The organism is Tritonibacter scottomollicae, assembly GCF_003003215.1.
GTDB lineage: Bacteria > Pseudomonadota > Alphaproteobacteria > Rhodobacterales > Rhodobacteraceae > Epibacterium > Epibacterium scottomollicae.
The window spans coordinates 34,860-59,973 of sequence record NZ_PVUF01000017.1; the positions used below are offsets into that span (position 1 = coordinate 34,860).

33 protein-coding genes are annotated in these 25,114 nt (G+C 61.1%); 5 read left to right on the plus strand and 28 right to left on the minus strand.

The genetic code is table 11. The features are described from left to right. Positions 1-45: 45 nt before the first annotated feature. The 5 genes from CLV89_RS18820 to crcB all read right to left on the minus strand — a co-directional run bounded on the left by CLV89_RS18820 (position 46) and on the right by crcB (position 4,299). Positions 46-1,062, minus strand: coding sequence for an amino acid ABC transporter substrate-binding protein (locus CLV89_RS18820; protein WP_106165202.1), 1,017 nt, complete (start codon positions 1,060-1,062; stop codon positions 46-48). Positions 1,063-1,451: 389 nt separating this feature from the next. Continuing rightward, positions 1,452-2,156 carry an ATP12 family chaperone protein gene (locus tag CLV89_RS18825; protein WP_106165203.1) on the minus strand — a complete coding sequence of 235 codons (705 nt, stop codon included), beginning with the start codon at positions 2,154-2,156 and terminating at the stop codon, positions 1,452-1,454. A 42-nt stretch (positions 2,157-2,198) separates the two neighbouring features. After that, positions 2,199-2,879, minus strand: coding sequence for an HAD-IA family hydrolase (locus CLV89_RS18830; protein ID WP_106165204.1), 681 nt, complete (start codon positions 2,877-2,879; stop codon positions 2,199-2,201). After that, positions 2,876-3,922, minus strand: a complete 1,047-nt coding sequence (locus CLV89_RS18835) for an RluA family pseudouridine synthase (protein WP_106165205.1) — start codon at positions 3,920-3,922, stop codon at positions 2,876-2,878. Before CLV89_RS18835 ends, CLV89_RS18830 begins: the two co-directional genes overlap by 4 nt. After that, on the minus strand, positions 3,919-4,299 hold the full coding sequence (crcB, locus tag CLV89_RS18840; RefSeq protein ID WP_106165206.1) for a fluoride efflux transporter CrcB: 381 nt from the start codon (positions 4,297-4,299) through the stop codon (positions 3,919-3,921). The genes CLV89_RS18835 and crcB overlap by 4 nt, the downstream gene beginning before the upstream one ends. Positions 4,300-4,505: 206 nt before the next feature. Here crcB and CLV89_RS18845 point away from each other — a divergent pair, with 206 nt between their 5' ends. Next, positions 4,506-5,888, plus strand: coding sequence for a multicopper oxidase family protein (locus CLV89_RS18845; protein ID WP_106165207.1), 1,383 nt, complete (start codon positions 4,506-4,508; stop codon positions 5,886-5,888). Positions 5,889-5,953: 65 nt separating this feature from the next. Here the strand turns inward: CLV89_RS18845 and CLV89_RS18850 are convergent, their stop codons facing one another. The 3 genes from CLV89_RS18850 to CLV89_RS18860 form a co-directional block, all read right to left on the minus strand. After that, positions 5,954-7,285, minus strand: a complete 1,332-nt coding sequence (locus CLV89_RS18850; protein ID WP_106165208.1) for a replication-associated recombination protein A — start codon at positions 7,283-7,285, stop codon at positions 5,954-5,956. A gap of 4 nt (positions 7,286-7,289) precedes the next feature. Beyond that, positions 7,290-8,687: a trypsin-like peptidase domain-containing protein gene (locus CLV89_RS18855; protein WP_106165209.1), complete on the minus strand. Its 1,398-nt coding sequence runs from the start codon at positions 8,685-8,687 to the stop codon at positions 7,290-7,292. A 116-nt stretch (positions 8,688-8,803) separates the two neighbouring features. Next, the gene (locus tag CLV89_RS18860) at positions 8,804-9,898 is read right to left on the minus strand and encodes a 3-deoxy-7-phosphoheptulonate synthase (protein ID WP_106165210.1); all 1,095 of its coding nucleotides are present in this window, start codon (positions 9,896-9,898) and stop codon (positions 8,804-8,806) included. Between the two features lie 379 nt (positions 9,899-10,277). On the opposite strand from CLV89_RS18860, the gene CLV89_RS18865 reads away from it, so the two are divergent. The 3 genes from CLV89_RS18865 to CLV89_RS18875 all read left to right on the plus strand — a co-directional run bounded on the left by CLV89_RS18865 (position 10,278) and on the right by CLV89_RS18875 (position 12,723). Next, positions 10,278-11,177, plus strand: coding sequence for an NAD-dependent epimerase/dehydratase family protein (locus tag CLV89_RS18865; RefSeq protein WP_106165211.1), 900 nt, complete (start codon positions 10,278-10,280; stop codon positions 11,175-11,177). 80 nt (positions 11,178-11,257) lie between these two features. Beyond that, a complete protein-coding gene (locus tag CLV89_RS18870; protein ID WP_106165212.1) occupies positions 11,258-12,373 on the plus strand; it encodes a glycine cleavage T C-terminal barrel domain-containing protein in 1,116 nt (371 codons plus the stop codon). Between the two features lie 5 nt (positions 12,374-12,378). Then, a complete protein-coding gene (locus tag CLV89_RS18875; RefSeq protein WP_106165213.1) occupies positions 12,379-12,723 on the plus strand; it encodes a zinc ribbon domain-containing protein YjdM in 345 nt (114 codons plus the stop codon). Positions 12,724-12,877: 154 nt separating this feature from the next. Here CLV89_RS18875 and rplQ read toward each other — a convergent pair whose 3' ends face one another. From rplQ to rpmC, 20 genes are all read right to left on the minus strand, one after another. After that, the gene (gene rplQ / locus CLV89_RS18880; RefSeq protein ID WP_106165214.1) at positions 12,878-13,300 is read right to left on the minus strand and encodes a 50S ribosomal protein L17; all 423 of its coding nucleotides are present in this window, start codon (positions 13,298-13,300) and stop codon (positions 12,878-12,880) included. A 145-nt stretch (positions 13,301-13,445) separates the two neighbouring features. Then, entirely contained in the window at positions 13,446-14,462 is a 1,017-nt protein-coding gene (locus CLV89_RS18885; RefSeq protein WP_005621805.1) for a DNA-directed RNA polymerase subunit alpha, read from the minus strand. Positions 14,463-14,574: 112 nt separating this feature from the next. Continuing rightward, complete coding sequence (gene rpsK, locus CLV89_RS18890; protein WP_106165215.1) at positions 14,575-14,964, minus strand: 30S ribosomal protein S11; 390 nt, start codon at positions 14,962-14,964, stop codon at positions 14,575-14,577. A gap of 16 nt (positions 14,965-14,980) precedes the next feature. Further along, the gene (gene rpsM / locus CLV89_RS18895; RefSeq protein WP_106165216.1) at positions 14,981-15,349 is read right to left on the minus strand and encodes a 30S ribosomal protein S13; all 369 of its coding nucleotides are present in this window, start codon (positions 15,347-15,349) and stop codon (positions 14,981-14,983) included. Positions 15,350-15,562: 213 nt separating this feature from the next. Then, the gene (locus tag CLV89_RS18900) at positions 15,563-15,895 is read right to left on the minus strand and encodes a DUF6693 family protein (protein ID WP_106165217.1); all 333 of its coding nucleotides are present in this window, start codon (positions 15,893-15,895) and stop codon (positions 15,563-15,565) included. Between the two features lie 85 nt (positions 15,896-15,980). Next, positions 15,981-16,628, minus strand: coding sequence for an adenylate kinase (locus CLV89_RS18905; RefSeq protein ID WP_106165218.1), 648 nt, complete (start codon positions 16,626-16,628; stop codon positions 15,981-15,983). After that, positions 16,625-17,989, minus strand: coding sequence for a preprotein translocase subunit SecY (gene secY, locus CLV89_RS18910; protein ID WP_106165219.1), 1,365 nt, complete (start codon positions 17,987-17,989; stop codon positions 16,625-16,627). Before secY ends, CLV89_RS18905 begins: the two co-directional genes overlap by 4 nt. A gap of 110 nt (positions 17,990-18,099) precedes the next feature. Next, entirely contained in the window at positions 18,100-18,570 is a 471-nt protein-coding gene (gene rplO / locus CLV89_RS18915; protein WP_106165220.1) for a 50S ribosomal protein L15, read from the minus strand. A gap of 641 nt (positions 18,571-19,211) precedes the next feature. Further along, positions 19,212-19,430 (minus strand): DUF1127 domain-containing protein, encoded by a 219-nt coding sequence (locus tag CLV89_RS18920; RefSeq protein ID WP_106165221.1) that lies wholly within the window; start codon positions 19,428-19,430, stop codon positions 19,212-19,214. A 355-nt stretch (positions 19,431-19,785) separates the two neighbouring features. Then, positions 19,786-19,974, minus strand: a complete 189-nt coding sequence (rpmD, locus tag CLV89_RS18925) for a 50S ribosomal protein L30 (RefSeq protein WP_106165222.1) — start codon at positions 19,972-19,974, stop codon at positions 19,786-19,788. 12 nt (positions 19,975-19,986) lie between these two features. Next, a complete protein-coding gene (gene rpsE, locus CLV89_RS18930; RefSeq protein WP_106165223.1) occupies positions 19,987-20,565 on the minus strand; it encodes a 30S ribosomal protein S5 in 579 nt (192 codons plus the stop codon). 161 nt (positions 20,566-20,726) lie between these two features. Continuing rightward, positions 20,727-21,086: a 50S ribosomal protein L18 gene (gene rplR / locus CLV89_RS18935; protein WP_106165224.1), complete on the minus strand. Its 360-nt coding sequence runs from the start codon at positions 21,084-21,086 to the stop codon at positions 20,727-20,729. Between the two features lie 11 nt (positions 21,087-21,097). Next, entirely contained in the window at positions 21,098-21,631 is a 534-nt protein-coding gene (gene rplF, locus CLV89_RS18940) for a 50S ribosomal protein L6 (protein WP_106165225.1), read from the minus strand. A 15-nt stretch (positions 21,632-21,646) separates the two neighbouring features. Beyond that, positions 21,647-22,039, minus strand: a complete 393-nt coding sequence (gene rpsH, locus CLV89_RS18945) for a 30S ribosomal protein S8 (protein WP_106165226.1) — start codon at positions 22,037-22,039, stop codon at positions 21,647-21,649. A gap of 12 nt (positions 22,040-22,051) precedes the next feature. Next, complete coding sequence (rpsN, locus tag CLV89_RS18950) at positions 22,052-22,357, minus strand: 30S ribosomal protein S14 (protein ID WP_106165227.1); 306 nt, start codon at positions 22,355-22,357, stop codon at positions 22,052-22,054. A gap of 19 nt (positions 22,358-22,376) precedes the next feature. After that, positions 22,377-22,940 (minus strand): 50S ribosomal protein L5, encoded by a 564-nt coding sequence (gene rplE / locus CLV89_RS18955; RefSeq protein ID WP_106165228.1) that lies wholly within the window; start codon positions 22,938-22,940, stop codon positions 22,377-22,379. Next, positions 22,940-23,245, minus strand: coding sequence for a 50S ribosomal protein L24 (rplX, locus tag CLV89_RS18960; protein WP_106165229.1), 306 nt, complete (start codon positions 23,243-23,245; stop codon positions 22,940-22,942). Before rplX ends, rplE begins: the two co-directional genes overlap by 1 nt. A gap of 2 nt (positions 23,246-23,247) precedes the next feature. Then, positions 23,248-23,616 carry a 50S ribosomal protein L14 gene (gene rplN / locus CLV89_RS18965; RefSeq protein WP_042456818.1) on the minus strand — a complete coding sequence of 123 codons (369 nt, stop codon included), beginning with the start codon at positions 23,614-23,616 and terminating at the stop codon, positions 23,248-23,250. A gap of 102 nt (positions 23,617-23,718) precedes the next feature. Further along, on the minus strand, positions 23,719-23,949 hold the full coding sequence (rpsQ, locus tag CLV89_RS18970) for a 30S ribosomal protein S17 (protein ID WP_106165230.1): 231 nt from the start codon (positions 23,947-23,949) through the stop codon (positions 23,719-23,721). A 12-nt stretch (positions 23,950-23,961) separates the two neighbouring features. After that, positions 23,962-24,162: a 50S ribosomal protein L29 gene (gene rpmC, locus CLV89_RS18975; protein WP_106165231.1), complete on the minus strand. Its 201-nt coding sequence runs from the start codon at positions 24,160-24,162 to the stop codon at positions 23,962-23,964. A gap of 278 nt (positions 24,163-24,440) precedes the next feature. Here rpmC and CLV89_RS18980 point away from each other — a divergent pair, with 278 nt between their 5' ends. Beyond that, the gene (locus CLV89_RS18980; protein WP_106165232.1) at positions 24,441-25,052 is read left to right on the plus strand and encodes a hypothetical protein; all 612 of its coding nucleotides are present in this window, start codon (positions 24,441-24,443) and stop codon (positions 25,050-25,052) included. The last annotated feature ends 62 nt before the right edge of the window (positions 25,053-25,114 follow it).

A 25,114-nucleotide genomic window follows, 5' to 3' on the forward strand; every position in this document is an offset into this window, starting at 1 on the left:
AAGAAGGGCGCGAGGATCTCCCCGCGCCCTTTCCGGTTGCGTAACTTAGCGGAACGGCGGTGCGTAGAGCAGGCCGCCATCGGTCCACTGAGCGTTCAGACCACGGGCCAGACCGACCGGCGTGTCCTCACCGATGTTCTTGGCGAAGATCTCACCGTAGTTGCCACCAGCGGACAGAGCGTTCTGCGCCCAGTCGGCGTCCAGACCGAGCATCTCGCCCAGGTTGCCTTCGGTACCAAGCAGACGGTTGATTTCCGGGTTTTCGGTGCCAGCAGCTTTTTCAGCCAAGTTGGCGGAGGTGATGCCCAGCTCTTCGGCGCCAACCAGCGCGTTCAGGGTCCAGCGCACGACGTCGCCCCACTCGTTGTCACCATGACGGACAAGCGGACCAAGCGGCTCTTTGGAGATGATCTCCGGCAGAATCACGTGGTTGCCCGGATCGTCGAACGTGGCACGTGTTGCGGCCAGGCCGGACGCGTCCGTGGTGTAAACGTCACAGGCGTTCGCGAGGTACTGCTGACGCGCTTCTGCGTTGGTCTCGATCGGAACGGGTTCATAGGTGATGTTGTTGGCACGGAAAAAGTCCGCGAGGTTCAGCTCGGTCGTGGTGCCGGTCTGGATGCAGACCGTGGCAAAGTCGAGCTCCTTGGCGGAGGACACACCCAGTTCCTTCGGAATCATGAAGCCCTGGCCGTCGTAGTAGTTCACGCCGGCAAATTCGAACTTCAGGTCGACGTCACGAGAGAACGTCCAGGTGGTGTTGCGGGCCAGCATGTCGATCTCGCCGGAGGCCAGCGCGGTAAAGCGGGTTTTACCAGTGGTCGGCACGTACTCGACCTTGTTCGGATCTCCGAGAACGGCTGCTGCGACGGCGCGGCAGACTGCGATGTCAAAGCCTTCCCACTCGCCGTTGGCGTTCGGAGCGGAGAAGCCGACCAGACCGGTTGAAACCCCACAGTTCAGCTGATCGCGTGCTTTGACGTCATCCAGCGTGCCAGCAGCTGCAGCACCAGCTGCAAGACCGGCCACGGTTAGCGCGCCAAAGAATACGGAATTGTTCATAGTTACCTCTTCCTGAATATCCACCTGAGTTGGTGGTTCTTTATCACCCACCCCGTCACGGTGCGGGCTGTTTGAAACGGGCTTCACCCCGTTTTCGAGGTCGAGTTTGGGCGGATTCATCAACGTACGTCAAGTGCAGGATCACCAAATTCAATGGGCAGTTCACCTAGATCGACGTGGGTTTGGTATTTTTGTGGCATCGGCTTTGCGATTCTGCATGTCGCAAAAATAACATGCGGCGCCCGCCTTGGACGCCGCAGTATTATTGCGCAGGGGTTGGCCGGTTTCCCGACTCACACTGGCCGATATTCGCATGAGGCACGCGGACTACTCACGCCAGCAGTCGGTCCGCCGATTGGTCCGACAGACGCAAGAGACGTGGCGCGGAATCAGACCCGCCCGTAGAAGGCCGCCGCATGTTCAAACGCCTGTTTCTTCTGCGCTTCCATCGCCTGGGCTTCTTCGTCTTCGCCCCACAGCTCTTCCTGCCAGCGCTCGTCGATGCGGGAAATCTCCCAGATCTCATCCAGTGGTCGCCAGGCTTCGGCCGTGGCAAACCCCAGCACCAGCGAGCCGGTCAGCCCGACCAGATCATGAAACGCCGCCAGCTGGAACGGCGTCATTTGATGCACCCGCCCGCGCAGGACCTCCAACGCAGCCCCGTCTTGTGGCGCATGCAGGATGCCGGCACGCGGCAACAGACGTGCGCCCAGCGCAGCCTCGGCCCAGTCCAGTGCCGCGTCCCAGGATTCGCTCTGGCGCTGCACCAGCCCCTCGGGGCTTTCGGCGCGATAGCACAGCAAGTCACTGTCGCCGTATTCCGCCAGCATGTCCGCAACCTCGGCGAACTGTACTGCCACCTTGTCGATCGCCGCATTGGCCGACCGTGTGTAAGGCATCGACAGCGGGTCGATCTGTTCGTCCTGCGCGTCCCACTCGGCGGCAATCGCCTCAGCCAGCGCCCGCGTCGGCACCAACAGCGCGGTTTTTGCCGGTGTTTTCACGCGTCGCCCGTCCAGCGCCACGGCAAAGCCTGCGTCGTCGTCCTCGACGCTCACCTCTTTCCAGAATCGCTTCTGTTTCCATTCACTCATCTAGGTCAGTCCTTCTTCGTCTCGGGCGCTGTCGCAACAGCGTCAGTCCGGCCAGATCCGGCGCAACAGATCCGGCAGCGCGCCGAAATCCGACAGCATGTGATCGGCGCGCAGATGCGCAGCCGCATGGTAGCCCCAGTCGACGCCAATGGTCGTCACCCCGGCGGCGCGGCCCATTTCCATGTCAAATGTGGTGTCGCCAATCATCACCGTATCCGCCGGTGGAATTCCGGTCTCCGACATGGCGGTCAGGATCATTGAGGGATGCGGCTTTGACGGGTGATGATCGGCCACCTGACGGGTCACGAACATCGTCAGATCATGCCCTTCGATCAGCGCATCCAGCCCGCGCTGGGATTTACCGGTGGCCACCCCCAGCAGATACTCCGGCACCGCATGCAGCGTATCCAATGCGGCCCGCGCCCCGGGATAAAGCGGCGAATGCGCCGCCCCCTCGCGCAGCCGCGCCGCCTGATAGGCGCGTTTGTACCCGGCGACCAAGGCCTCCTGAACCGGGACGGTCTGCGCGGCCGCCAGCTGCGCAAGCGCCTGCGGTAGCGACAGGCCCACGATGGACAAGATCGCCGCGCGCTGCGGTGGCTCCAGCCCCTCGGCCACAAAGGCCTCCGTCATGCAGGCGACGATGGTGCCCTGGCTGTCCACCAGGGTGCCATCCACATCAAACAGGATCAGCCGCAAGGGCCCGGTGGTGGCTCCGCTCAAAACAACGCCTCAAAGGGATCGTCGGCGGCCAGATCTTCGGTCCAGCCAAAGGTGTCCCAGCTCTCTTTCATATGATCCGGCAGCGCGGCGGTCACGGTCACTACTTTGCCCGTCACCGGGTGTGCGAACTGCAAGCGGCGTGCGTGCAGGTGCAGTTTCTTCGAGATCAGCCCGCCAATCTGCGCGCCCCAGCCGTCGCCGAGGTTTTCCTGACCGGAACCGCCGTATTTGCCATCCCCAATGATCGGATGCCCCATGCCCGCCATATGCGCACGCAGCTGGTGCGTGCGCCCGGTGACCGGCTCCATCGCGATCCAGCTGGCGCGGCTCGCCACCCGGTAGAGCGTGGCATAGAAGGTATGCGCCCGCTTGGCGCCCGGCGTCGAATCGATGTCGCGCGTCTCGACCGGGATCATCTTCTCGCCTTCGCCGGATTTGCCATGACCGGGGGCTTTGACCAGCCCGGTCTTGATCTCACCGAGGTAAGGTGTGGGAACACCTGCGACCAGCGCCCAGTAGATCTTGCGGGTGTTCTTGTGCCGGAAGGCCGCTGTCAGGCCCTGCGCCGCCTTGCGATTGCGCGCCAGCGCCAGCAGGCCGGAGGTATCCTTGTCCAGCCGGTGCACCAGCCGCGGCTTTTCTTCAGCGTCAAAGCGCAGCGCCTCGGACAGGCCGTCAACGTGTTTGGTGGTGCCGGAGCCGCCCTGCACCGCCAGCCCCGCTGGCTTGTTGATCACCAGCACATCGTCGTCCTTGTAGACAACGCAGCTGCGGATCATCTTGGCATCTGCTTCGGAAACCTGCACCGCGCGCGGTTCCGCCGGTTTCATGTCGCTGTCGGCCAGCGGCGGGATACGCACCACTTGCCCGGTCTCCACGCGCGAGGAGGCCTTGACCCGGCCTCCGTCGACGCGGAGCTCGCCCTTGCGGCACATCTTCTCGATGCGGCCCTGGTTTACATGGGGGAAAAGACGCCGCAGCCAGCGGTCGATCCGCTGGCCGCCGTCGTCTTCGGTGACGGTGATCATCTGCACGCCGCTCATGTCAGCACTCCTCTGGCCGCCATCATGCCAAGGGCAAGGGCTGCAATGGACAGGCCTACGGAGAGGCCAATATAAAGCGCGGCATGCCCGATGGCCCCACGCTCGATCAAGGTGACGGCCTCCAGTGAGAAGGCCGAGAATGTGGTGAACCCGCCCAGCACGCCGGTCATCACGAAGGGCGCCATCGGTGTCAGCCCCTTGTGTGCCGCCAGCACCACGAAGACGCCCATCAGGCCGGAGCCGAGGATGTTCACCCCCAGCACGCCCAGCGGAAACGGAGTCGGCCCCATCAGGCGCATGACGCCCAATCCTGCCAGATAGCGGCAGGTCGCGCCGATCGCGCCTCCAAGCGCCACATTCATTACGTTCAACAACATGCACGCTCCCTTCGCGCGGAGCGCGCGGGATGTCAAGTTTTGCTGCCCCATGGCCGCTCTGCACCGGGTGCAGGGCAGAGCGCGGGACGGACCGCGCTAGATCGCGCAGTAGTCGATCACAATCGCGCAAGCTTCCAGTGGGTGGAGGACTTGTGCGACCAAGTCCCCCGGCTAGGGTCGGGCAACAGCAACGAAAGACAAACGCCATGCCCCTTAGCCGCCGCCAGGTCCTCTCCCAGATTGCCGCCCTCTCGGCCCTCCCCGCCCTGCCCAGCGTGGCAAGCGCCGCCAGCCCCCGCCGCCTGACGCTTGCGCCCGCCACACAGCAGATCGCCCCCGCCACCTATCCGGCCACCGATCTGTGGTGCGTCAACGGCTCCATGCCCGGCGAGACACTGCGGCTAAAACAGGGGGCGCGACTGATCGCCGAGGTGGAGAACCGCCTGCCGCAAGCCACCAGCCTGCACTGGCACGGCATCCGCATCGAGAACGCCATGGACGGGGTGCCAGGCGTCACCCAAGACCCGATCCAACCGAATGAGACCTTCACCTATGACTTCGCCCTGCCTGATGCGGGGAGCTACTGGTATCACTCCCATGCGCAATCGGTGGAACAGGTCGAACGCGGCCTTCAGGGCGTGTTGATCGTCGAGGAACCGGACACCCCGGATGTGGATCAGGACCTGCCGCTCGTGATCGACGATCTGCGCGTCACGTCCGATGCCGCAGTGGACGCGGGGTTCAACGCCCCGCACGACCTGTCGCATGCGGGGCGGATGGGCAATGTGCTTTTGTGCAATGGCAAGATGGTGGCGGACCACCCCGTCAAATCCGGCGACCGGCTGCGTCTGCGTCTGATCAACAGTGCCAATGCGCGTATCTTCACCCTCGGGCTACAGGGGCTTGAGGGCTGGGTGATGGCCTATGACGGCATGCCGCTGGCCACACCGGAACCGCTGCCGGACCAGCTTGTCCTCGCCCCGGCCCAGCGCATTGATCTGCTTGTCGACGTGACCGCCGCGGCGGGAGAAGAGGCCTTTCTCGTGCAGTTCGAACGTGATGGTGGCTACGAGCTGGCCCGTTTTCCGGTCTCCGCAGGCACCCGCACGCGCCGTGCCACGCCCGATGCGCTACCGCCGAACCCCGACTTCCCCATCGACCTGAAATCTGCCCGCAGCGTCGATCTGATCACCGAGGGCGGCGCGATGGCGTGGCTGCAAAGCGCCAGCTTCAAAGGCGAAGACCTCTCGGGCGAAGAACTCGCCAAACTCGGCCAATTCTGGTCCTTCAACGGCTCCGCCGGCCGCCCTATCGAACCGCTGGTGACGGCACGCTTGGGCGAGACCATCCGCATCCGCATGGTGAACGACACCCAATTCCCGCACGCCATGCATCTGCACGGCATGCATTTCGCCGAAGTCCTGCCGGATGGTACGCTCGGCCCGTTGCGCGACACGCTCCTGATGCTGCGGCGCGAAACCCGCGAGATCGCTTTTCAAGCCCATAATCCGGGCGACTGGCTGTTTCACTGCCATATGCTGTCGCATCACGCCGCAGGCATGGGCACATGGGTGCGGGTTACCGCCTGAGCCTTTCCGCTTCTGAGCGAAATATCCCCGCCGGAGGCCTTCAGGTTTTGCCCGCAAAGCCTGAATTACTCTCCCTGCCGCTGGATGCGCTTCTTGGCAAAGAACTCCGTGCGCTTGCGCAGCTCGCGCTCAAACCCGCGTTCCACCGGCTGATACAGCACAGGCCGCTTCACCCCGTCAGGAAAGTAATTCTGCCCCGAGAACCCATCCTCAGCGTTGTGGTCATAGTCATAGCCTTTGCCATAGCCCTGCTGTTCCATCAGCTTGGTCGGTGCATTGAGGATATGTTTGGGCGGCGGCTCGGACCCCGTCTCCTTGGCCAGACGTCGCGCCGCCTTGTAGGCCATGTAGCCCGCGTTGGTCTTGGGCGCGAGCGCGAGGTAGATCACCGCCTGCGCCAGCGCCAACTCGCCCTCGGGCGAGCCAAGCCGCTCATACGTCTCCCAGGCCTGAAGGCAGATCGCCTGCGCCTGCGGGTCGGCAAGCGCAATATCCTCCACCGCCATCCGGGTCAGACGCCGGGCGAGATACTTGGGGTCTTCGCCACCCTCCAGCATCCGCGCAAACCAATACAGCGCTGCATCCGGGTCGGAGCCGCGCACGGATTTATGCAGCGCCGAGATGAGGTTGTAATGCTCATCGCCGGATTTGTCGTATTTCGCCGCCCGCCGCATCAGCCGCGTCGCCAGGGCCTCTCGCCCCAGAGGCTGCTCCACCTTCCAGGCCGCGATCTGCTCGATCAGGTTCAAGAGCGCCCGCCCGTCGCCATCGGCCATCTGATGCAGCGCGTCGCGCGCCTCAGGCAGAAGCGGCAAGCGGCGCTCCAGCGCCTGCTCCGCGCGCTGGGTGAGCCGCTCCAGATCCGCAAGGCTCAGACGTTCCAGCACCAGCACCTGCGAACGGGACAGAACCGCGGCATTCAACTCAAAACTCGGGTTTTCCGTGGTGGCCCCGACCAGAAGGATGGTGCCATCCTCCATATACGGCAGGAACCCGTCCTGCTGCGCCTTGTTGAAACGGTGGATCTCGTCGACGAACAACAGCGTGCCCTGCCCGTTCTGACGGCGAATCTTGGCGGCCTCGAACACTTTCTTCAGATCCGGCACGCCGGTAAAAATAGCCGAAATCTGCACAAAATGCAGGTCGGTTTCCTGCGCCAACAGCCGTGCGATGGTGGTCTTGCCCACCCCCGGCGGCCCCCAGAAGATCAGCGACGACAGGCTGCCGGAGGACAGCATCACACCCAGCGGAGCCTCTTCGCCCAGCACCTGCTCCTGACCGATCACCTCGGCAAGCGTGCGGGGCCGCAACCGGTCCGCGAGCGGGCGCGGAGCGTCATTGGGCCCGCCCTGCTCGCTCTGAGCGCCCGCATCCCCGCTGTCAAACAGATCCGCCATCGCTTTAAAGCCGGAACCGCAGCGACACGCGCTGGCCCTGTCGCATCAGATCCAGTCGCATCCAGCGGCCACTATTCATCAAGAGGTTCGCCACATCCTCAGGCGCGGCGATCTCCTCGCCATTGATGGCCAGCAACAAGTCCCCCGCGCGCACGCCGCCGCGCCCCGCATAGGGGCCGGGGTCCATCACCACCACCCCTTCGGTCGACAGCGGCAGCTGCATCTTCGTGATCACCTGCGGGTTCACCTGCCCCACCACCAGCCCCGGCATAGGGGTTTGCTCGTTCAGCGTGATCGGATCGGCGGCCGGAGAGTTGGGCGCCTCCATCAAGGCGACCTCAACGGTTTCTGTTTCGCCCTGATGCACCCGCGTCACAGCGCTGGTGCCTCCCAGCTCTGCGACTGACAGGCGAAAGGCCATCTCCGAGGGGGAGTTCACCGGCTCACCATCGACCTCCAGCACCACATCGCCGACCTCAAAGCCCGCCTCGACAAAGGGGCTTTGTGGATGCAACTCGGAGATCAGCATGCCATCCACCTGGCCCAGACCCAGCGCCTCGGCCAGATCGGAATCCACAGGCTGGCCTGTCATCCCCGCCCAGGGGCGCTGAAATTCGCCTTCGCCTTCACGCGCTTGGCGTACGAACTCACGTACCAGATTGGCGGGAATGGCAAAGCCAATGCCGTTCGACCCGCCAGAGCGGCTGAGGATCCGGGTGTTGATGCCAATGAGGTCACCATTCACGTCAATCAACGCACCGCCGGAGTTGCCCGGATTGATCGGCGCATCGGTCTGGATGTAGTAGCCAAACCCCTGCCCTCCGCCGGTGCCCGTCCGCGCAAGGCCCGAGATAATGCCTGACGACACCGTCTGCCCGACCCCAAAGGGGTTGCCGATGGCCAGTGTCAGCTCGCCCACCTCGACCTCGTCACTGTCGCGCAGACCCAGGGAGGGCAGCCCTTCCGCGTCCTTAAGTTGCAGGATCGCCAAATCCGACGCCTGATCGGCAAGGATCACCTCCGCCTGATACTCCCGCCGGTCATTGGTCACCACGCGAATATCGGACGCCTCTCCGACCACGTGATAGTTCGAGACCACGATGCCATCATCGGACAGGATCACGCCGGACCCCAGCGAGTTCTGCACCCTTGGGCGGGGCTGGGCAAACTGGCGGAAGAAATCATCAAAGAACGGATCATCCGCAAAGGGGCTGCGGGCGCGGTCCTGACGGATGATCTTGGCGTAGATGTTCACCACCGCTGGCGCGGCCTCTTTGACCAATGGTGCAAAACCCAGCGAGATTTCGGCCTGGCTCTGCGGCACTTGTGTTTCGGCCTGCGCCGCAAGCGGCAGGCTGGTCACAAGTGCGAGGGTCAGGGGAAGGGCAAGACTGCGGACCATGGGGCCTCCGAACAATTTACTCTGGTCCCGATGATATGCGGAGGCGCGCGGGTGATTGCAAGCATGTGTGGTTGGCAGAACGAGCAGGGGGCGGTGCGTCGCCGCCCCCTGCGCGGTTATCCTGCGAGGCGCGCGCCGCGGGTGCGACGGGTGTCCACCGCTTTCGCCAGTTTGCGCAGCTGGATTTCCGTTTCCTCCCAGCCAATGCAACCATCAGTCACCGACTGGCCGTAGGTGAGTTTCGACAGATCCCCGTCCTTGGGCAGATCCTGACGGCCATGCACAAGGTGGCTTTCGATCATGATACCGGTGATGCGGGTTTCGCCCTGCGCCATCTGATCGGCCACATCCGTGAGCACCTCGGGCTGTTTGGCCGGGTCCTTGGCGGAGTTGGCATGGCTTGCGTCGATCATCACCTGCGGGCGAATACCGTCTGCGTCGGCCTTCTGGCAGGCGGCATCGATGCTGGCCGCGTCATAGTTGGTGCCACCGCCCCCGCGCAGGATGATGTGGCAATCGGGGTTGCCCGCAGTGGCCGCAATCGCCGCGAGGCCTGAGGGCGCCAGCGCCATGAAATGATGCGGTGTTGCGGCAGAGCGCACCGCGTCGATGGCGATCTGCACATTGCCGCGGGTGCCGTTCTTGAACCCCACCGGGCAGCTTAGGCCCGAGGCCATCTCGCGGTGGATCTGGCTCTCGGTGGTGCGCGCCCCGATTGCGGCCCAGCTCACCAGGTCGCTGATGTATTGCGGTACCGAGGCATCGAGGAATTCGGTCCCCACAGGCAGGCCCATCTCGCTCAGGTCGAGGCAGAGTTTGCGCGCGGTCGACAGCCCCTTGTTGATGCGGAAGGAGCCATCGAGGTTGGGATCGTTGATCAGACCCTTCCAGCCCGCGATGGTGCGGGGTTTCTCGAAGTAGACCCGCATCACGATCTCAAGCTGGTCGCCCAGCTCGGCGCGCAATGGGGCGAGGCGGCGGGCGTAGTCCAGTGCGGCCTCTGGGTCGTGGATGGAACAGGGGCCGACCACCACGACCAGCCGGTCATCCGCGCCATGCAGGATCTTTTGAATGCTGGCGCGGGATTTCAAAACGGTGTCGCGCGCAGCATCGGTGAGCGGATGCTTCACCGCGAGGGCTTCGGGGCAGATCAATTCCTGCATATCTGTAATCCGGAGGTCATTGGTGGGTGTCTGGGACAGGGTGGTCATGGGCGTGGATCCTTTGGCGGGTGCCCCTGTCGGACCTCTGGACAACAAAAAACCGCCCTTGGTCCCGGGGCGGTTTGGTGCGGTATTCTGGTGTTTCTGTCAGTTCAATTCAGAAACGCGAAGACCCTCCGTCCGCCATGTGGCGCGGATAAAAGTAATACCAGAACTGGGCGAACTGTTGGGTCATGGGGCGGACGCTAGCGGAGATTCGCACATCTGTCACCCGGAAAAACATCTCCCCTCCCCCGGCAACCCGATCGCCATCCGGCGCGTCATCCCGTTACCGTCAGCCCGCCTGCCAGAAACAGCCAGTAAACCTACCGGCGCTGGACGCGGCGCCCGTTACCGCTATCCTGCACGACAAACGAGGAGGATTTTCATGCGCATTCTGTTCACCGGAGGGTCCGGCAAGGCCGGGCGCCACGCCATCGCATACCTGCTGGCCCAGGGGCATCGGGTGGTCAACGTCGATCTCACGCCACTGGACCTGCCCGGCGTCGACAATCGCATCGCCGATATGACCGACGCGGGCCAGATGCATGACGTGATGCACGCCTGGGCCGGATATGACGAAATGGACGACCACCGCAGCCCGCCCCCCTTTGACGCGGTGGTGCATTTCGCCGCCGTACCGCGCCTGCTGATGAAATCAGACAACGAATGCTATCGGATCAACACCATCGGCACCTACAATGTGATCGATGCGGCGTTGAAGGCGGGCGTGCGCAAGGTGATCTTTGCGTCCTCCGAGACCACCTATGGCGTCTGCTTCGCGGGCGGCGAGCGCAAGCCGGAATATCTGCCCATCGACGAGGAGCACCCCGTGGTGCCGGAGGATTCCTATGCCATGTCCAAGGTCGCAGGTGAGGTCACCGCGCAATGCTTCCAACGGCGCACGGGCGCAGACATCTACGGGCTCAGGATCAACAATGTGATCGAACCGCACGAGTACAAGGCGAACTTTCCAGCCTATATGGCGGACCCCGATTTGCGGCGACGCAATATCTTTGCCTATATCGACGCCCGTGACCTCGGCCAGATGGTGCAGTGCTGTCTGGAGACCGACGGTCTGGGCTATCAGATCTTCAACGTCGCCAATCCCGATCACTCGGTCAACTGGCCGACGACAGAGCTGATCGCGCGCTATTATCAGGGCGTTCCGGCCCGCGACATGGGCCCGCGTGAGACCTTTTATTCAATCAAAAAGGCCCGTGAAATGCTTGGATTTGCGCCGAAGCACAACTGGCGCATGTACCTCGACGACCCGCGCGAGGTCTGAGACCGCGTCGAAACCCCTTGCGCTTGGCAGGCCCCGGTGGAATGCAGGAGCAACATTTCCTGTCGTCACCGGGGGCTTCCATGTCATTTTCGATCAACATTGGACCGAACATCCGCAAATCCGCCTATTTCGACGCCACCGTGCGCGACGGCGTGCGTGGGTTTTCGGTCTACAACCACATGTATATCCCGGGCAATTTCGGCGATCCGGATGGGGAATATGACAGGTTGATCAACGGCGTGGCCATGTGGGACGTCGCGGCACAACGACAAGTGCAGCTGCAGGGGCCGGACGCGGGGCGACTGGCGCAATATCTGACCCCGCGCGACTTGTCCAAAACCAAGGTGGGTCAGGGACGCTATGTGCCGCTCTGTGACCATGCGGGCTGGCTGATCAATGACCCTGTGCTACTGAAGCTTTCGGACGACTGCTACTGGCTCTCGGTGGCAGACAGCGACATTCACCTCTGGGCCGCCGCCATCGGGCGTGAACGCGGCTGGAGCGTCGAGGTCAGCGAACCGGATGTCTCGCCTCTGGCCATTCAGGGCCCCAAAGCGGAGGAGGTCACCGCCGCGCTCTTTGGCGACTGGGTGCGGGACCTGCGCTATTTCGGCTTCCGGCAAACCGAACTGGACGGCATTCCGCTGGTTCTCGCGCGCTCCGGCTGGTCGAAACAGGGTGGGTTCGAGCTTTACTTGCAGGACGGATCGCGGGGCGTGGAGCTCTGGGATCGGGTCAAGGCGGCTGGCGCGCCGTTTGATATCGGCCCCGGCGCCCCAAACGATATCGAGCGTCTGGAAACCGGCCTGATCTCCTATGGCGCCGACATGCGCTGGCAGGATTTTCACGCCAGCCCGTTTGAGATGGGCTTTGGACCGCTCATCGACCTGCAGGGCGGCCATGACTTTGTTGGTCGTGCCGCGTTGCAGCGGATGGCGGCGGATCCTCCTGCCCGCCAGAGGGTCGGCCTGTTGATCGCCGATCGCCCCCCGCTGTCCGGACAGCCCATCCCGCTGTGGCAAGGCGACGAGCAGGTGGGACATGTGGCCGAGTTTGCCTACTCTCCGCGCGTCGGCACGACCATTGGTCACGCGTTGATTCGCAGTGATCTGGCGGAAGCGGCCACCGGCCTTGGCATTCGTCTGGGCGACAGAACCTACGCCGCCACCCTGCATCCTATTCCTTTCCTGAAGTGAGCCCCATGAGCGATACACTCCCCCCCTGCCCCGAATGTTCCTCCACCTATACCTATCAGGTGGATGCGCTGCTGAATTGCCCCGAATGCGGCCATGAATGGTCCGCATCAGCCGAGGGAGGCGATGACACCGCAACCGTGCGCGACAGCGTGGGCAATATCCTGTCCGATGGGGATACGGTGACGGTGATCAAGGACCTGAAGCTCAAAGGGTCCTCGACCGTCGTGAAGGTCGGCACCAAGGTGCGGGGCATCAGATTGGTCGATGGCGACCACGACATCGACTGCAAGGTTCCGGGCATCGGACAGATGGGGCTGAAAAGCCAATTCGTGAAGAAGGTCACGGAGTAAGCTCCCGACCAGAACTAGGCTCTCATCGGCACAGAGACGCGCGGGCTTGACCCGGCATCGGCCTGGCCGATCAGCGCGGCATCAGTACGCAAGCAAAAACCCCGCCCTGTTTCCAGGACGGGGTAAAGTCTGACGGTCGCTTGACCGCGAGATATTATTCTTCGTCTGCGGTTTCGAACTCTGCCAGACGCGCCTTGTCGGCAGCACCTTTGGCGGCAGTGTCGCGGTCGACGAATTCGATGATCGCCATCGGCGCCATGTCACCATAACGGAAACCGGCTTTCAGGATGCGGACGTAACCGCCCTGGCGATCCTTGTAGCGCGGGCCCAGAACGTCGAACAGTTTCGCGACGTCTTTGTCCTGCTTCAGCTTGGACGCGGCCTGACGGCGGGCGTGGACATCACCACGTTTCGCCAGCGTGATCATCTTTTCGATGATCGGGCGCAGTTCTTTTGCCTTGGGCAGGGTTGTCTTGATCTGTTCGTGTTCGATCAGCGAGCCGGCCATGTTGGAGAACAGGGCCTTACGGTGCTCGTGAGTACGGTTCAGGCGGCGATAACCACGTGCGTGACGCATTTTCTAAATCCTTATCTTGCGTTTTGCTTTGTCAGGCAGCTGATGCGTGTCGGCTGCTCACCTTGGGGCGGAAGGCCCGAATTTTCCCCGGCAGGTCCGGGAATTCATTGGGGAGGACCTAGGCCCTCCCCTGTCGAAGTCAGCCTCAGAAGCTGTCTTCGAATTTCTTGGCCAGCTCTTCGATGTTGTCCGGCGGCCAGTCCTCGACATCCATACCGAGGTGCAGACCCATGCCAGACAGCACTTCCTTGATCTCGTTCAAGGACTTACGGCCGAAGTTCGGGGTGCGGAGCATCTCGGCTTCGGTCTTCTGGATCAGATCGCCGATATAGACGATGTTGTCGTTCTTCAGGCAGTTTGCCGAACGCACGGACAGTTCCAGCTCGTCCACTTTCTTCAGCAGAAGCGGGTTGAACTCGAGACCATCGTCCTCGTCCTGACGGCCTGCGGATTCCGGCTCGTCAAAGTTCACGAAGATCGACAGCTGGTCCTGCAGGATGCGGGCTGCGAAAGCCAGCGCATCCTCGGGCGTGATGGAGCCGTCGGTGTCAACTTTGAGGGTCAGCTTGTCATAGTCCAGCACCTGGCCCTCACGGGTGGGCTGCACGTCGTAGGAGACCTTCTTGACCGGGGAATAGATTGCATCGATCGGGATCAGACCGATCGGCGCGTCCTCGGGCTTGTTCTTATCGGCAGAGACATAGCCTTTGCCGGTGTTGACGGTCAGTTCCATGAACAGATCCGCACCATCGTCAAGGTGGCAGATGACATGCTCGCGGTTCAGAACCTCGATGCCAGCGGTTTCGGCAATGTCGCCTGCGGTGACGACTGCCGGACCTTTGGCATTGATCGACAGGCGCTTGGGCCCTTCGACTTCCATGCGCAGGGAAACCTGCTTGAGGTTCAGGATGATGTCTGTGACGTCTTCACGCACACCGGCCACGGAGGAAAACTCGTGCAGCACGTTGTCGATCTGAACGGAAGTGATGGCCGCACCTTGCAGCGAGCTCATCAAAATACGGCGCAGCGCGTTGCCGAGCGTCAGGCCAAAGCCACGCTCCAGCGGTTCCGCCACGAGAGTCGCCTGGCGTGCCGGATCATTGCCCGGCTTGACCTCAAGCTGTGTGGGCTTGATCAATTCGGCCCAATTCTTATGGATCATGCGTTCCCTCCATTCCTGTCTGAACCCCATGTCCAAAGGATCAGACGCCCGAGGTTTCTAATGACGTACTGGGGCCCTGCATGCGGCAAGGCCCCAGTGAGTTTACTGTCGCTTAGACGCGGCGGCGCTTCGGTGGGCGGCAGCCGTTGTGGGCAGTCGGGGTCACATCACGAATGTTGGTGATGTTGAAGCCAACCGCGGCCAGCGCGCGCAGGGCGGATTCACGACCCGAACCGGGGCCTTGAACTTCGACCTCGAGGGTCTTTACGCCGTGATCCTGTGCCTTGCGGCCTGCGTCTTCTGCAGCCATCTGCGCAGCATAGGGCGTGGACTTACGGGAGCCCTTGAAGCCCATGGTGCCTGCGGAGGACCAGGAGATCGCATTGCCCTGAACGTCAGAGATCAGGATCTTGGTGTTGTTGAACGAAGAGTTCACATGTGCAACGCCGGTGGCGATGTTCTTGCGCTCTTTACGCTTCGTGCGGGTTTTATCACGTGCCATCTGTCAGGACCCTCCCTTACTTCTTCTTACCAGCAATGGCCTTTGCGGGGCCTTTGCGAGTACGAGCGTTGGTGTGGGTGCGCTGACCACGGACCGGCAGGTTGCGACGGTGGCGCAGGCCACGGTAGCAGCCGAGATCCATCAGGCGCTTGATGTTCATCTGCACTTCGCGACGCAGGTCACCTTCAACGGTGAAGGTTGCGTCGATATGTTCGCGGATGGCCAGAACTTCTGCATCGGAGAGTTCGTTCACACGACGGGTTTCGTCGATGTTCACGGCCTCGCAGATCGCTTTGGCAGAGGACGGGCCGATGCCCGTGATGTAGGTGAGGGCGATTGGGACCCGTTTGGAAGTCGGGATGTTAACGCCGGCAATACGTGCCACGTGTCACTTTCCTTTTGGTTGCGGTTCCGTAACTCCAGAACCTTTTTTCACAACACTCAACCATCGGCACAGGGCGCGAGGGTCCAGCATGTATCGAGGTAGTCAGGTGGACAACAAAAATTGCCCGCCTGGAATGATTCCCAGCAGGGATGTCGGTTCGTATTGGCATTTGACCGAAGGGTCAACCCTCAATGCGCCAAAGCCGATCTCCTGCTAAAGCTCCGTTGTTTTTACTGCGTTCAGGATACGCTTTATCACCGCTGGCCAGTATATCAGATACGCAAGTCCGAAAGTCACAATCGTCAGAAGCAACCACACGAGCGCGTGCCCCAAGATATCAACAAAGCCGATCTCGACAGAGAGCTTGGCGATCTTTGCGCCCTCCGCGTCCAGCACATAGGTTCGGTTCACCGGCGCCATGAGGAAATAATACGGCAGCACGAACAGCGCCAGCCCGAGTGTAACAATGGATAGAATGATCCAGATGATGAGCTGACCGATGGCCTCCGCCACCGAGAATTCGCAGGTAAAGCGCCGTCCCAACATAGCAATCTCCAAGTCAAACAAAAAGTCCCGCCACGATTGTTATCGCGGCAGGACAATTCAACTTTGTTGCGAGCGTGACCTTATGTCAATCGCCGAGGATCCAGCCGATGGACTTCTGAACCTCGTCGATGGAGGCCAGACCGTCCAGGCGCTGCAGATCGCCCTTGGCCCAGTAGTAGCCGATCAGCGGCGAGGTCTTCTTGTAGTATTCCATCAGACGAGTCTTGAGACTGTCCTCATTGTCGTCGGGACGGCGCTTCTGCGTGGTGCCGCCACAATTGGCGCATTTGCCATCGGCCGGCCACGGCTTGGTCTGGTCGTGGTAGACTTCGCCGCAATCGCCGCAAGTGGAGCGGCCGGTGATGCGGGCAACCAGCGCCTCGTCATCGACCTGCATCTCGATCACCGCGTCGAGCTTCATGCCCATCTCGCCCAGCAGCTTTTCCAGCGCATCTGCCTGCGGCAGGGTGCGCGGGAAACCGTCAAAGATGAACCCGCCTTCGGAACCATCCTGGAGCTTCTCACGGATCAGCCCGATCACGATCTGGTCGGTGACCAGTTTGCCCTCGGCCATGATCGCCGCAACTTTCTTGCCCATCTCGGTGCCGGAGGCCTGCGCGTCGCGCAGCATATCCCCGGTCGAGAGCTGAACCATGTTGCGGGTTTCAACCAAATGACGCGCCTGCGTCCCTTTCCCCGCGCCGGGCGGGCCCATGAGAATGATGTTGGTCATCGACGAGCAGGTCCCCGTTTGGTGCGTTTCTTGTTACGACCGCGCAGCTGGCTCTTCTCGATGAGGCCTTCGTACTGATGCGCGAGCAAATGGCTCTGAACCTGCTGGATCGTGTCCATGGTCACGGAGACCACAATCAGGACCGAGGTGCCGCCGAAATACACCGGAATGGCGAAGTTGGCGCGCAGGATCTCGGGCAGCAGACAGACAAGCGCCAGATAGCCGGAGCCCAGAACCAGAATGCGGTTCACCACGTATTCGATGTATTCCGCAGTCTTCTTGCCGGGACGGATACCGGGCACAAAGCCGTTCTGGTTCTTCAGGTTCTGCGCCACGTCATCCGGTTTGAAGGAAACGTTGAACGTGTAGAAATAGGCGAAGAACACGATCATCGACGTGAAGAACAGCAGGTAGAGCGGCTGACCGGGACCGAAGTTGGCCAGCAGCCAGCTCATCACCGGGCTCGACGCGGAGCCTTGGCTGAAGGTGGAGATCGTAGTCGGCAACAGCAGCAGCGAGGAGGCAAAGATCGCCGGGATCACGCCCGCCGGGTTGACCTTGACCGGCAGATGCGAGGAGCCACCGTCATAGACCTTCATGCCGACCTGGCGACGCGGGTACTGGATGTGGATCTTGCGAAGCGCGCGCTCCATGAAGACCACGAACATGATCACCGCAATCACCATTACGATCACCGCGATGATCACCGCAGGAGAGATCGCACCGGAGCGGCCAGAGGCAAAGAATTGCGCCATGGCGGCGGGAACCTCGGCGATGATGCCGACAAAGATAATCAGGGAGATGCCGTTGCCGATGCCGCGGTTGGTGATCTGCTCACCCAGCCACATCAGGAACATGGTGCCACCCACCAGAGTGATCATGCAGGCCATGCGGAAATACAGGCCGGGATCCAGGGCCAGATCGCCCGCCTCGAGCGAGGCGGCAAGTCCATAGGCCTGTGCCGTCGCCAGCACGACAGTGCCGTAGCGCGTGTACTGGTTGATCTTCTTGCGGCCCTGCTCGCCCTCTTTTTTGAGCTGTTCGAGCGCAGGCACCATGGAGGTCAGCAGCTGCACGATGATGGAGGCCGAGATATAGGGCATGATGCCAAGGGCAAAGATGCCCATGCGCCCAAGTGCGCCACCGGTAAACATCGACACCATACCGCCGATGCCCTGCCCTGCGGAGTCCATGAACTGACGCAGCGCAACGGTGTCGATTCCCGGCACGGGAATCCACGTGCCCAGACGATAGACAATCAAAAGTCCGATCGTGAACAGGATGCGGTTGCGCAGATCCGTGGCCTTGCCGAGCGCTGCCCAGCTGGTGTTCGCCGCCATTTGTTCTGCTGCTGATACCATGAAATAGGTCTCTTCTTGCGAAAACGCCGCCCGGAACCGTTTTCCGGCTCGGACGGCGTATGGGAAAACTGATGACTTATGTAAGCGGCTTACGTGCCGCTCACAAGCCGTTACTCAGCTGCGGCCTCAGATGCCACGGTCAGGGCGCCGCCTGCCTTGGAAACTGCCTCAACGGCAGATTTGGAGGCACCGGTCACCGCGATGGTCGCTTTTGCGGAGAACTCACCTTTGGCCAGAACCCGGACACCGTCCAGTTTGCGACGGACGAGACCAGATGCAACCAGGCTGTCTTCGGTGATCGAAGCAGCGTCGAGCTTGCCGGCGTCGATGAATTTCTGGATCAGGCCGAGGTTTACCACAGCGTATTTCTTGGCGTTCGGCTTGTTGAAGCCACGCTTCGGCAGACGCTGGTAGAGGGGCATCTGGCCGCCTTCGTAGCCTTTGATGGCCACGCCGGAACGAGATTTTTGACCCTTGATACCACGGCCACCCATTTTACCCTTGCCGGAGCCGGGGCCACGGCCAACGCGTGTGCGTTTCGGGGTTGCGCCGGGATTGTCGCGCAGTTCATTGAGTTTCATATCGCTTCTCCTACAGCCGGAAGTGACCCATGAAGCGAAGCGGGTCAGACACGGCACTTTTTGACTTTGATTCTGTGCCTCTTTTGAGGCCACCGTGGGCGTATAGACGGGATGCGGGTCCGGATCAAGTGGCCAGGGGAATTGCCCCGCCCTGCCGTGCGGGAAACTGGCCGCATATCGCGACAACACGCAGGCCAGCGTTGCGACAAACGAGCGCCACGCCTCGCAAATGGCACAGGATCTAGCCACGCGCTTCGGCCCGGATGAGGCCCCTGCCCCGCCGGCTCATGACGTCTTCGCAATTTCGATGATCTGCCTTGCCTGCCTCACGGATGGAAAGAATGGCGGCGCCGCCGGATCGGAATGGGTTGGAGGCGTCACCCTCCGCGAAGACCAGATATCTGTTTCGCACCCCGGGGCGTCACCCCCAAGGCCCTGTTCCATTTGGGTCCGACTTGCCACACCGGCCCGCGAGTTGCGCAACTCGCCGAACACAATGCCATTCCGGCATGAAAATCCGGTGGCCGGAGCGCCCGCTGCCCATGCAACAAAAAACGCCCCCACGATGTGGAGGCGTTTTCGTCAGCCTGCGACAAACCCCGAGGGAGGAGGAAGGGTCGCGCCACTGTCTGCTGTTGGTATCAGGCGCCGTAGACGTGTGTCCGGGCCAGGTCCACGATGTCGGACCGGCGGACGCCGATATCGGCAAGGTCACGGTCGGTCAGCGAATCGAGCTCGTTGAATGTGCGTTTGTATTCACGATGCAGCGCCCAGGACGTCCGTGCGCTCTCGGCGACGCCGCGCAGGCGGGCCATGAGGGAGGAAGTCGCGGTGGTGGTGGTGTTCAGTGCATGTGCCATCTGTATGATCCTTAATCTCTAGCCGGGACGGTTTTCCGCGGCTCTTGTTGTCTGTTGTGTTCTTTTGACACTTGGAGAGATAAGGCAGGTCGTTGGCGCTAACAACTGACAGTTCGGAACAGCCGCTATGCACCTGCAGCATAGACCCGCACCGCGGAAACGCCCTCCCGATACTGCGCAACATCACGGGCTGCAGAATGCCAGGAGGTCTTTGAACCGCACCGGTGGCATCTGAATTGGCCATCACCGCGACCCACGCGGGCATCCATCCAGGCTGACTGCCGAGGCGTGCAACAAAAAACGCCCCCGGATCTCTCCGGAGGCGTTCAGTACTTCGGTCAATCGAGAAAGAGGCTTAGCCGCGCTCTTCGACGATTTCGACCAGATGCTTGATCTTGTTGATCATGCCGCGCACGGAGGGGGTATCCTCCAACTCGCGGGTTTTGTGCATCTTGTTCAGGCCCAGGCCGATCAGGGTTGCGCGCTGGTCGGCGGGGCGACGGATCGGGGAGCCGATCTGTTTCACGACGATAGTTTTAGCCATGGATCAGTCTCCTTACGCTTCTTCAGCCACTTGGCTGGACTCGGCCGGAGCCTCGTCCCGCTTGGGCAGGATATCCGCAACTTTCTTGCCACGACGCTGAGCGACAGAGCGCGGGCTCTGTTCTTTCTTCAGACCGTCGATGGTGGCGCGGATCATGTTGTAAGGGTTCTGAGAGCCGACGGACTTGGAAACCACGTCCTTGATGCCCAGCATTTCGAAGACGGCACGCATCGGGCCACCTGCGATGATCCCGGTACCTTCCGGAGCGGTGCGCATGACCACTTTACCGGCGCCGTGACGACCATACATGTCGTGGTGGAGGGTCCGACCCTCCTTCAGCGGCACGCGGATCATCTGACGCTTTGCTTGCTCAGTCGCCTTGCGGATCGCCTCGGGTACTTCTTTCGCCTTACCCTTGCCGAAACCTACGCGGCCCTTCTGGTCGCCTACGACGACGAGAGCTGCGAAGCCAAAGCGCTTACCACCCTTAACGGTTTTGGACACGCGGTTGATTGCGACCAAACGATCTGCAAATTCCGGTGTCTCATCGCGATCGCGACGGTTGCCGCGGCGGTTATCACGTTCTGCCATTTGGCATTCCTTCATGATGTGACGAGGAGGACATGCCGCCCCGTCCTTTGTTCCAATCCTGGTGGGCGGACAAAAGCCCAACCCCCGGATCATCGGGACCACCGAAATGGCCCACTCTCGAAATCAGTCGGGCGCCCCGACAGGCAGGGCGCCCGGATGACTTAGATTTTCAGACCGCCTTCACGCGCAGCGTCGGCCAGGGCCTTCACTTTGCCGTGGTACAGGAAGCCGCCACGGTCGAAGTATGCTTCTTCGACGCCAGCTGCCTTTGCACGCTCTGCAATCACGGAACCGACTTTTGCCGCCGCTTCGATGTTGTTCTTGCCAACAAAACCAAGATCCTTCTCGAGGGTCGAGGCTGCGGCCAGAGTTACACCTTTGACGTCGTCGATCACCTGAACAGAGATGTTCTTGTTCGAGCGGTGCACGGAGAGACGCAGACGACCTGCGTTCACCTTGCGAAGCTTGTTCCGGACGCGCAAGCGGCGCTTCAGAAACAGGGTACGTTTGCTGTTTGCCATTGTGTTCGTCCTTACTTCTTCTTGCCTTCCTTGCGGAAGATGAACTCGCCCTTGTAGCGGATGCCTTTGCCTTTGTAGGGCTCGGGACGACGCCAGTCGCGGATTTTCGCCGCCACTTCGCCAACCGCTTGCGCGTCTGCACCTTCCACAACGATCTCTGTCTGCTTCGGAGCGGTAATGGTGATACCTTCCGGTGCAGTGAAATCGACGTCGTGGCTGTAGCCGAGGTTCAGCTTCAGGGTGTTGCCCTGCATCTGAGCCCGGTAACCAACACCCTGGATCTCCAGCTCTTTTTTGAAGCCGGTGGTCACGCCTTGCACCATGTTGGCAACGATGGTGCGGGACATGCCCCACTGCTGACGTGCGCGCTTGGATTTGCCGCGCGGCTCAACAGTTACCACGTTGTCCTCAACAGTGAGGGTTACGTCGTCGGTTGCGGTGAAGCTCTGGGCGCCTTTCGGGCCCTTCACTTCGATGGTCTGGCCGGACAGGCTCGCGGAAACTCCGCTGGGCAGGTCGACCGGTCTTTTACCAATACGAGACATTGTACGTAGGCCTCCTTAGAATACGGTGCAAAGCACTTCGCCACCGACGTTGGCCGCGCGTGCGTTTGCATCCGACATCACACCCTTGGGGGTGGAGACAATCGACACGCCCAGGCCCTGACGGACCTGCGGAATGTCATTGACGCCCATGTAAACGCGACGACCGGGCGTGGAAACACGCTTCAGTTCGCGAATGACAGGTTCGCCTTCGTAGTACTTCAGGCTGATTTCAAGCGCCGGATGGCCGCGTTCATCAGTCCCTGCTTCATAGCCGCGAATGTAGCCCTCGGATTGCAGCACATCCAGAACCCAGGCACGCAGTTTGGAGCCCGGAGTCATGACGGTGGATTTGCCACGCTTTTGAGAGTTACGGATACGGGTGAGCATATCGCCGATAGGATCGTTCATATTGTCTCTCCCTTACCAGCTCGATTTCACCATGCCGGGGATCTGGCCATTCGAGCCCAGGTCCCGCAACGCGATCCGGCTAACCTTCAGCTTACGATAGTAAGCGTGGGGACGGCCGGTCAGCTGGCAGCGGTTATGCAGACGGGTTGCCGACGAGTTGCGCGGCAGTTTCGCCAGTTGAAGGCGCGCTTTGAAACGCTCTTCCATCGGGCGGGATTCGTCGTTCGCGATCTCTTTGAGCTCGGCACGTTTGGCAGCGTATTTGGCCACCAGGCGCTCGCGCTTCTTTTCGCGTTCGATCATTGCTTTTTTAGCCATGGTCTCTTCCTCTCCGCGATCAGCTGTTGAAGGGCATGTTGAAAGCTTTCAACAGCGCCTTAGCTTCCGCGTCGGTGTTCGCGGTGGTGGCAATTACGATGTCCATGCCCCAGGATTCGTCGATTTTGTCGAAATCGATTTCCGGGAACACGATGTGCTCTTTCAGGCCCATGGCGTAGTTGCCACGACCGTCGAAAGAGGTGCCGGACACACCGCGGAAGTCGCGGATCCGGGGCATCGCGATGGTGATCAGACGGTCGAGGAATTCGTACATCCGTTCGCCGCGCAGGGTCACCTTTGCACCCATCGGCATGCCTTCACGAACGCGGAAGCCAGCGATGGAGTTCTTTGCAATGGTGGTCAGCGCTTTCTGACCGGCGATCTTGGTCAGGTCTTCCTGAGCCGATTTCGCCTTCTTGCTGTCCTTAACGGCAGCACGACCGCAGCCGATGTTGAGAACGATTTTCTCCAACTTGGGGATCATCATCTCGTTTTTGTAGCTGAATTCCTCTTTCAGGGACGCACGGATGCTGTCCTTGTAAAGGGCCTTCAGACGCGGGGTGTAGGTTGCATCGTCAAGCATCAGACAGTCTCCCCGGTGGTTTTTGCAAAGCGCACCTTCTTGCCGTCTTCCTCACGGAAGCCGACGCGGGTTGCCTTGCCGTTTGCGTCCAGCAGAGCCAGGTTCGACAATTCGATCGGCTGAGCTTTGGGCAGACGGCCGCCTTGGGCGGTCTGGGACTGACGGGTGTGGCGGATGGCCATGTTCACACCATCAACAACAGCTTTGCCGGCCTTGGGGTCGACGGAAGCAATCGTGCCTTCCTGACCTTTGTCCTTGCCAGCCAGCACGACGACCTTGTCGCCTTTGCGCAGTTTAGCAGCCATAGTTAGAGCACCTCCGGAGCGAGCGAGATGATCTTCATGAAGCTCTTCGCGCGAAGTTCGCGAACAACCGGGCCGAAGATACGGGTGCCGACCGGCTCGTTGTTGTTATTCAGGATAACAGCAGCGTTGCGGTCAAAACGGATGGCGGTACCGTCTTCACGACGAACCTCTTTGGCGGTGCGTACGACGACGGCCTTGCGGACGTCCCCTTTTTTAACGCGACCGCGCGGGATGGCTTCTTTAACCGAGACGACAATGATGTCGCCGACGGAAGCGTACTTACGCTTGGAGCCACCCAGAACCTTGATGCACTGAACTCGGCGTGCGCCGGAGTTGTCAGCTACATCCAGATTTGTTTGCATCTGGATCATGTGGTTTCTCCCGACCTTTGGGGCGCCGATGCGTGGCGTGATCCCCCAGGGTTTCGACTGTGCTGATCAGCAAAGTCGCCAGGAGCCTGTGGTTACAGGCTCTTAGGCGTCAATGACTTCCCAGCGTTTCGTTTTCGATTTCGGCGCGCATTCGATGATGCGTACGGAGTCGCCGACCTTGAAAGCGTTCTGTTCATCGTGAGCCCGGTACTTCTTGGACTTACGGATGGTTTTCTTCAGAACCGGGTGTGTGAAGCGGCGCTCCACGGACACGGTCACGGTCTGAGCGTTTGCGTCGGATGTAACGACGCCAGACAGGATACGTTTGGGCATCTGTAGAGCTCCTTATTCAGCTGCTGCTGCAGCTTTTTCGTTCAGGATGGTTTTCACGCGAGCAGCATTGCGGCGGGCCGCCTTGATGCCTGCAGTGTTTTCCAACTGACCGGTCGCTTGTTGAAAGCGCAGATTGAAGCTCTCTTTTTTGAGGTTTGCGAGTTGATCGCGGAGCTCGTCCACGGTCTTGTCGCGCAGATCCTTGGCGTTCATCGCCTTGCGTTCCTTTCCTTGGCACCAGAGGGCCCCTTATGGTGGGTCACCCTTTGCCCTGGTGGGTTATGTAGACTGCACGGAAATGTGCAGAAAAAAGAATCGCCCGACACAATCCGACTCGCGAATTGCGGTGAGCGATGCGTCCCTCTACAGGAGCAACGCCGGAAGGGCAAGGGCAACCTGCCTATTGCTGTCCATGCGCCGCATGCTTGACTTTGCACACTCGACCTCCCAGCACTGGCGTCGTGACTCCTCCATCAAAGGCCGCCTCCCACATGGATACATCAGCCTCCGACGTGGCCCCCGTTGAGCGACCGAAGCTGACTTTCGCACCGGAAGTTTGTACATGGCTGGAGGACCATTACGCAAATGCCGATGTCATTCTAGAATATGGCAGCGGCGGCTCGACTGTGCTGGGGGCCGAGATGCCCGGCAAGACGCTTTATTCCGTCGAAAGCAGCCGTGACTGGCACGACATGATGCAACGGTACTTCGACCAGAATGATGTGCCGTCCCCGCCTTTGCTGCACTATGTGAATATCGGTCGCACCGGGAAATGGGGTCTACCGGTCGACAATGAACACCACCACCGCTTTCACAAGTACCCGCTCTCGGTCTGGGATCTTGAGGGGTTTCGCCACCCCGATCTGATCCTGATCGACGGCAGGTTTCGCGTCGCCTGCGCCCTGACGGCCATGCTGCGCTGCACTCGGAAAGTGACGCTGCTGTTTGACGACTACCGGGACCGCAAACGCTATCAGGTGCTGGAGGAGTTCCTCGACCTCAAGGAAATGCGCGGTTTCATGGCCCGTTTCGAGATCGAGCCGACTGCACTACCCCGCGAGCATATGACCCGCATCATCGGCCTGTTCGCGCGCGCATTCTAAGGAGCGCGTAACCGCAGCTGTGGACCAAGACGCATCCGCTGTCACTGATCGCGAAGCATGCC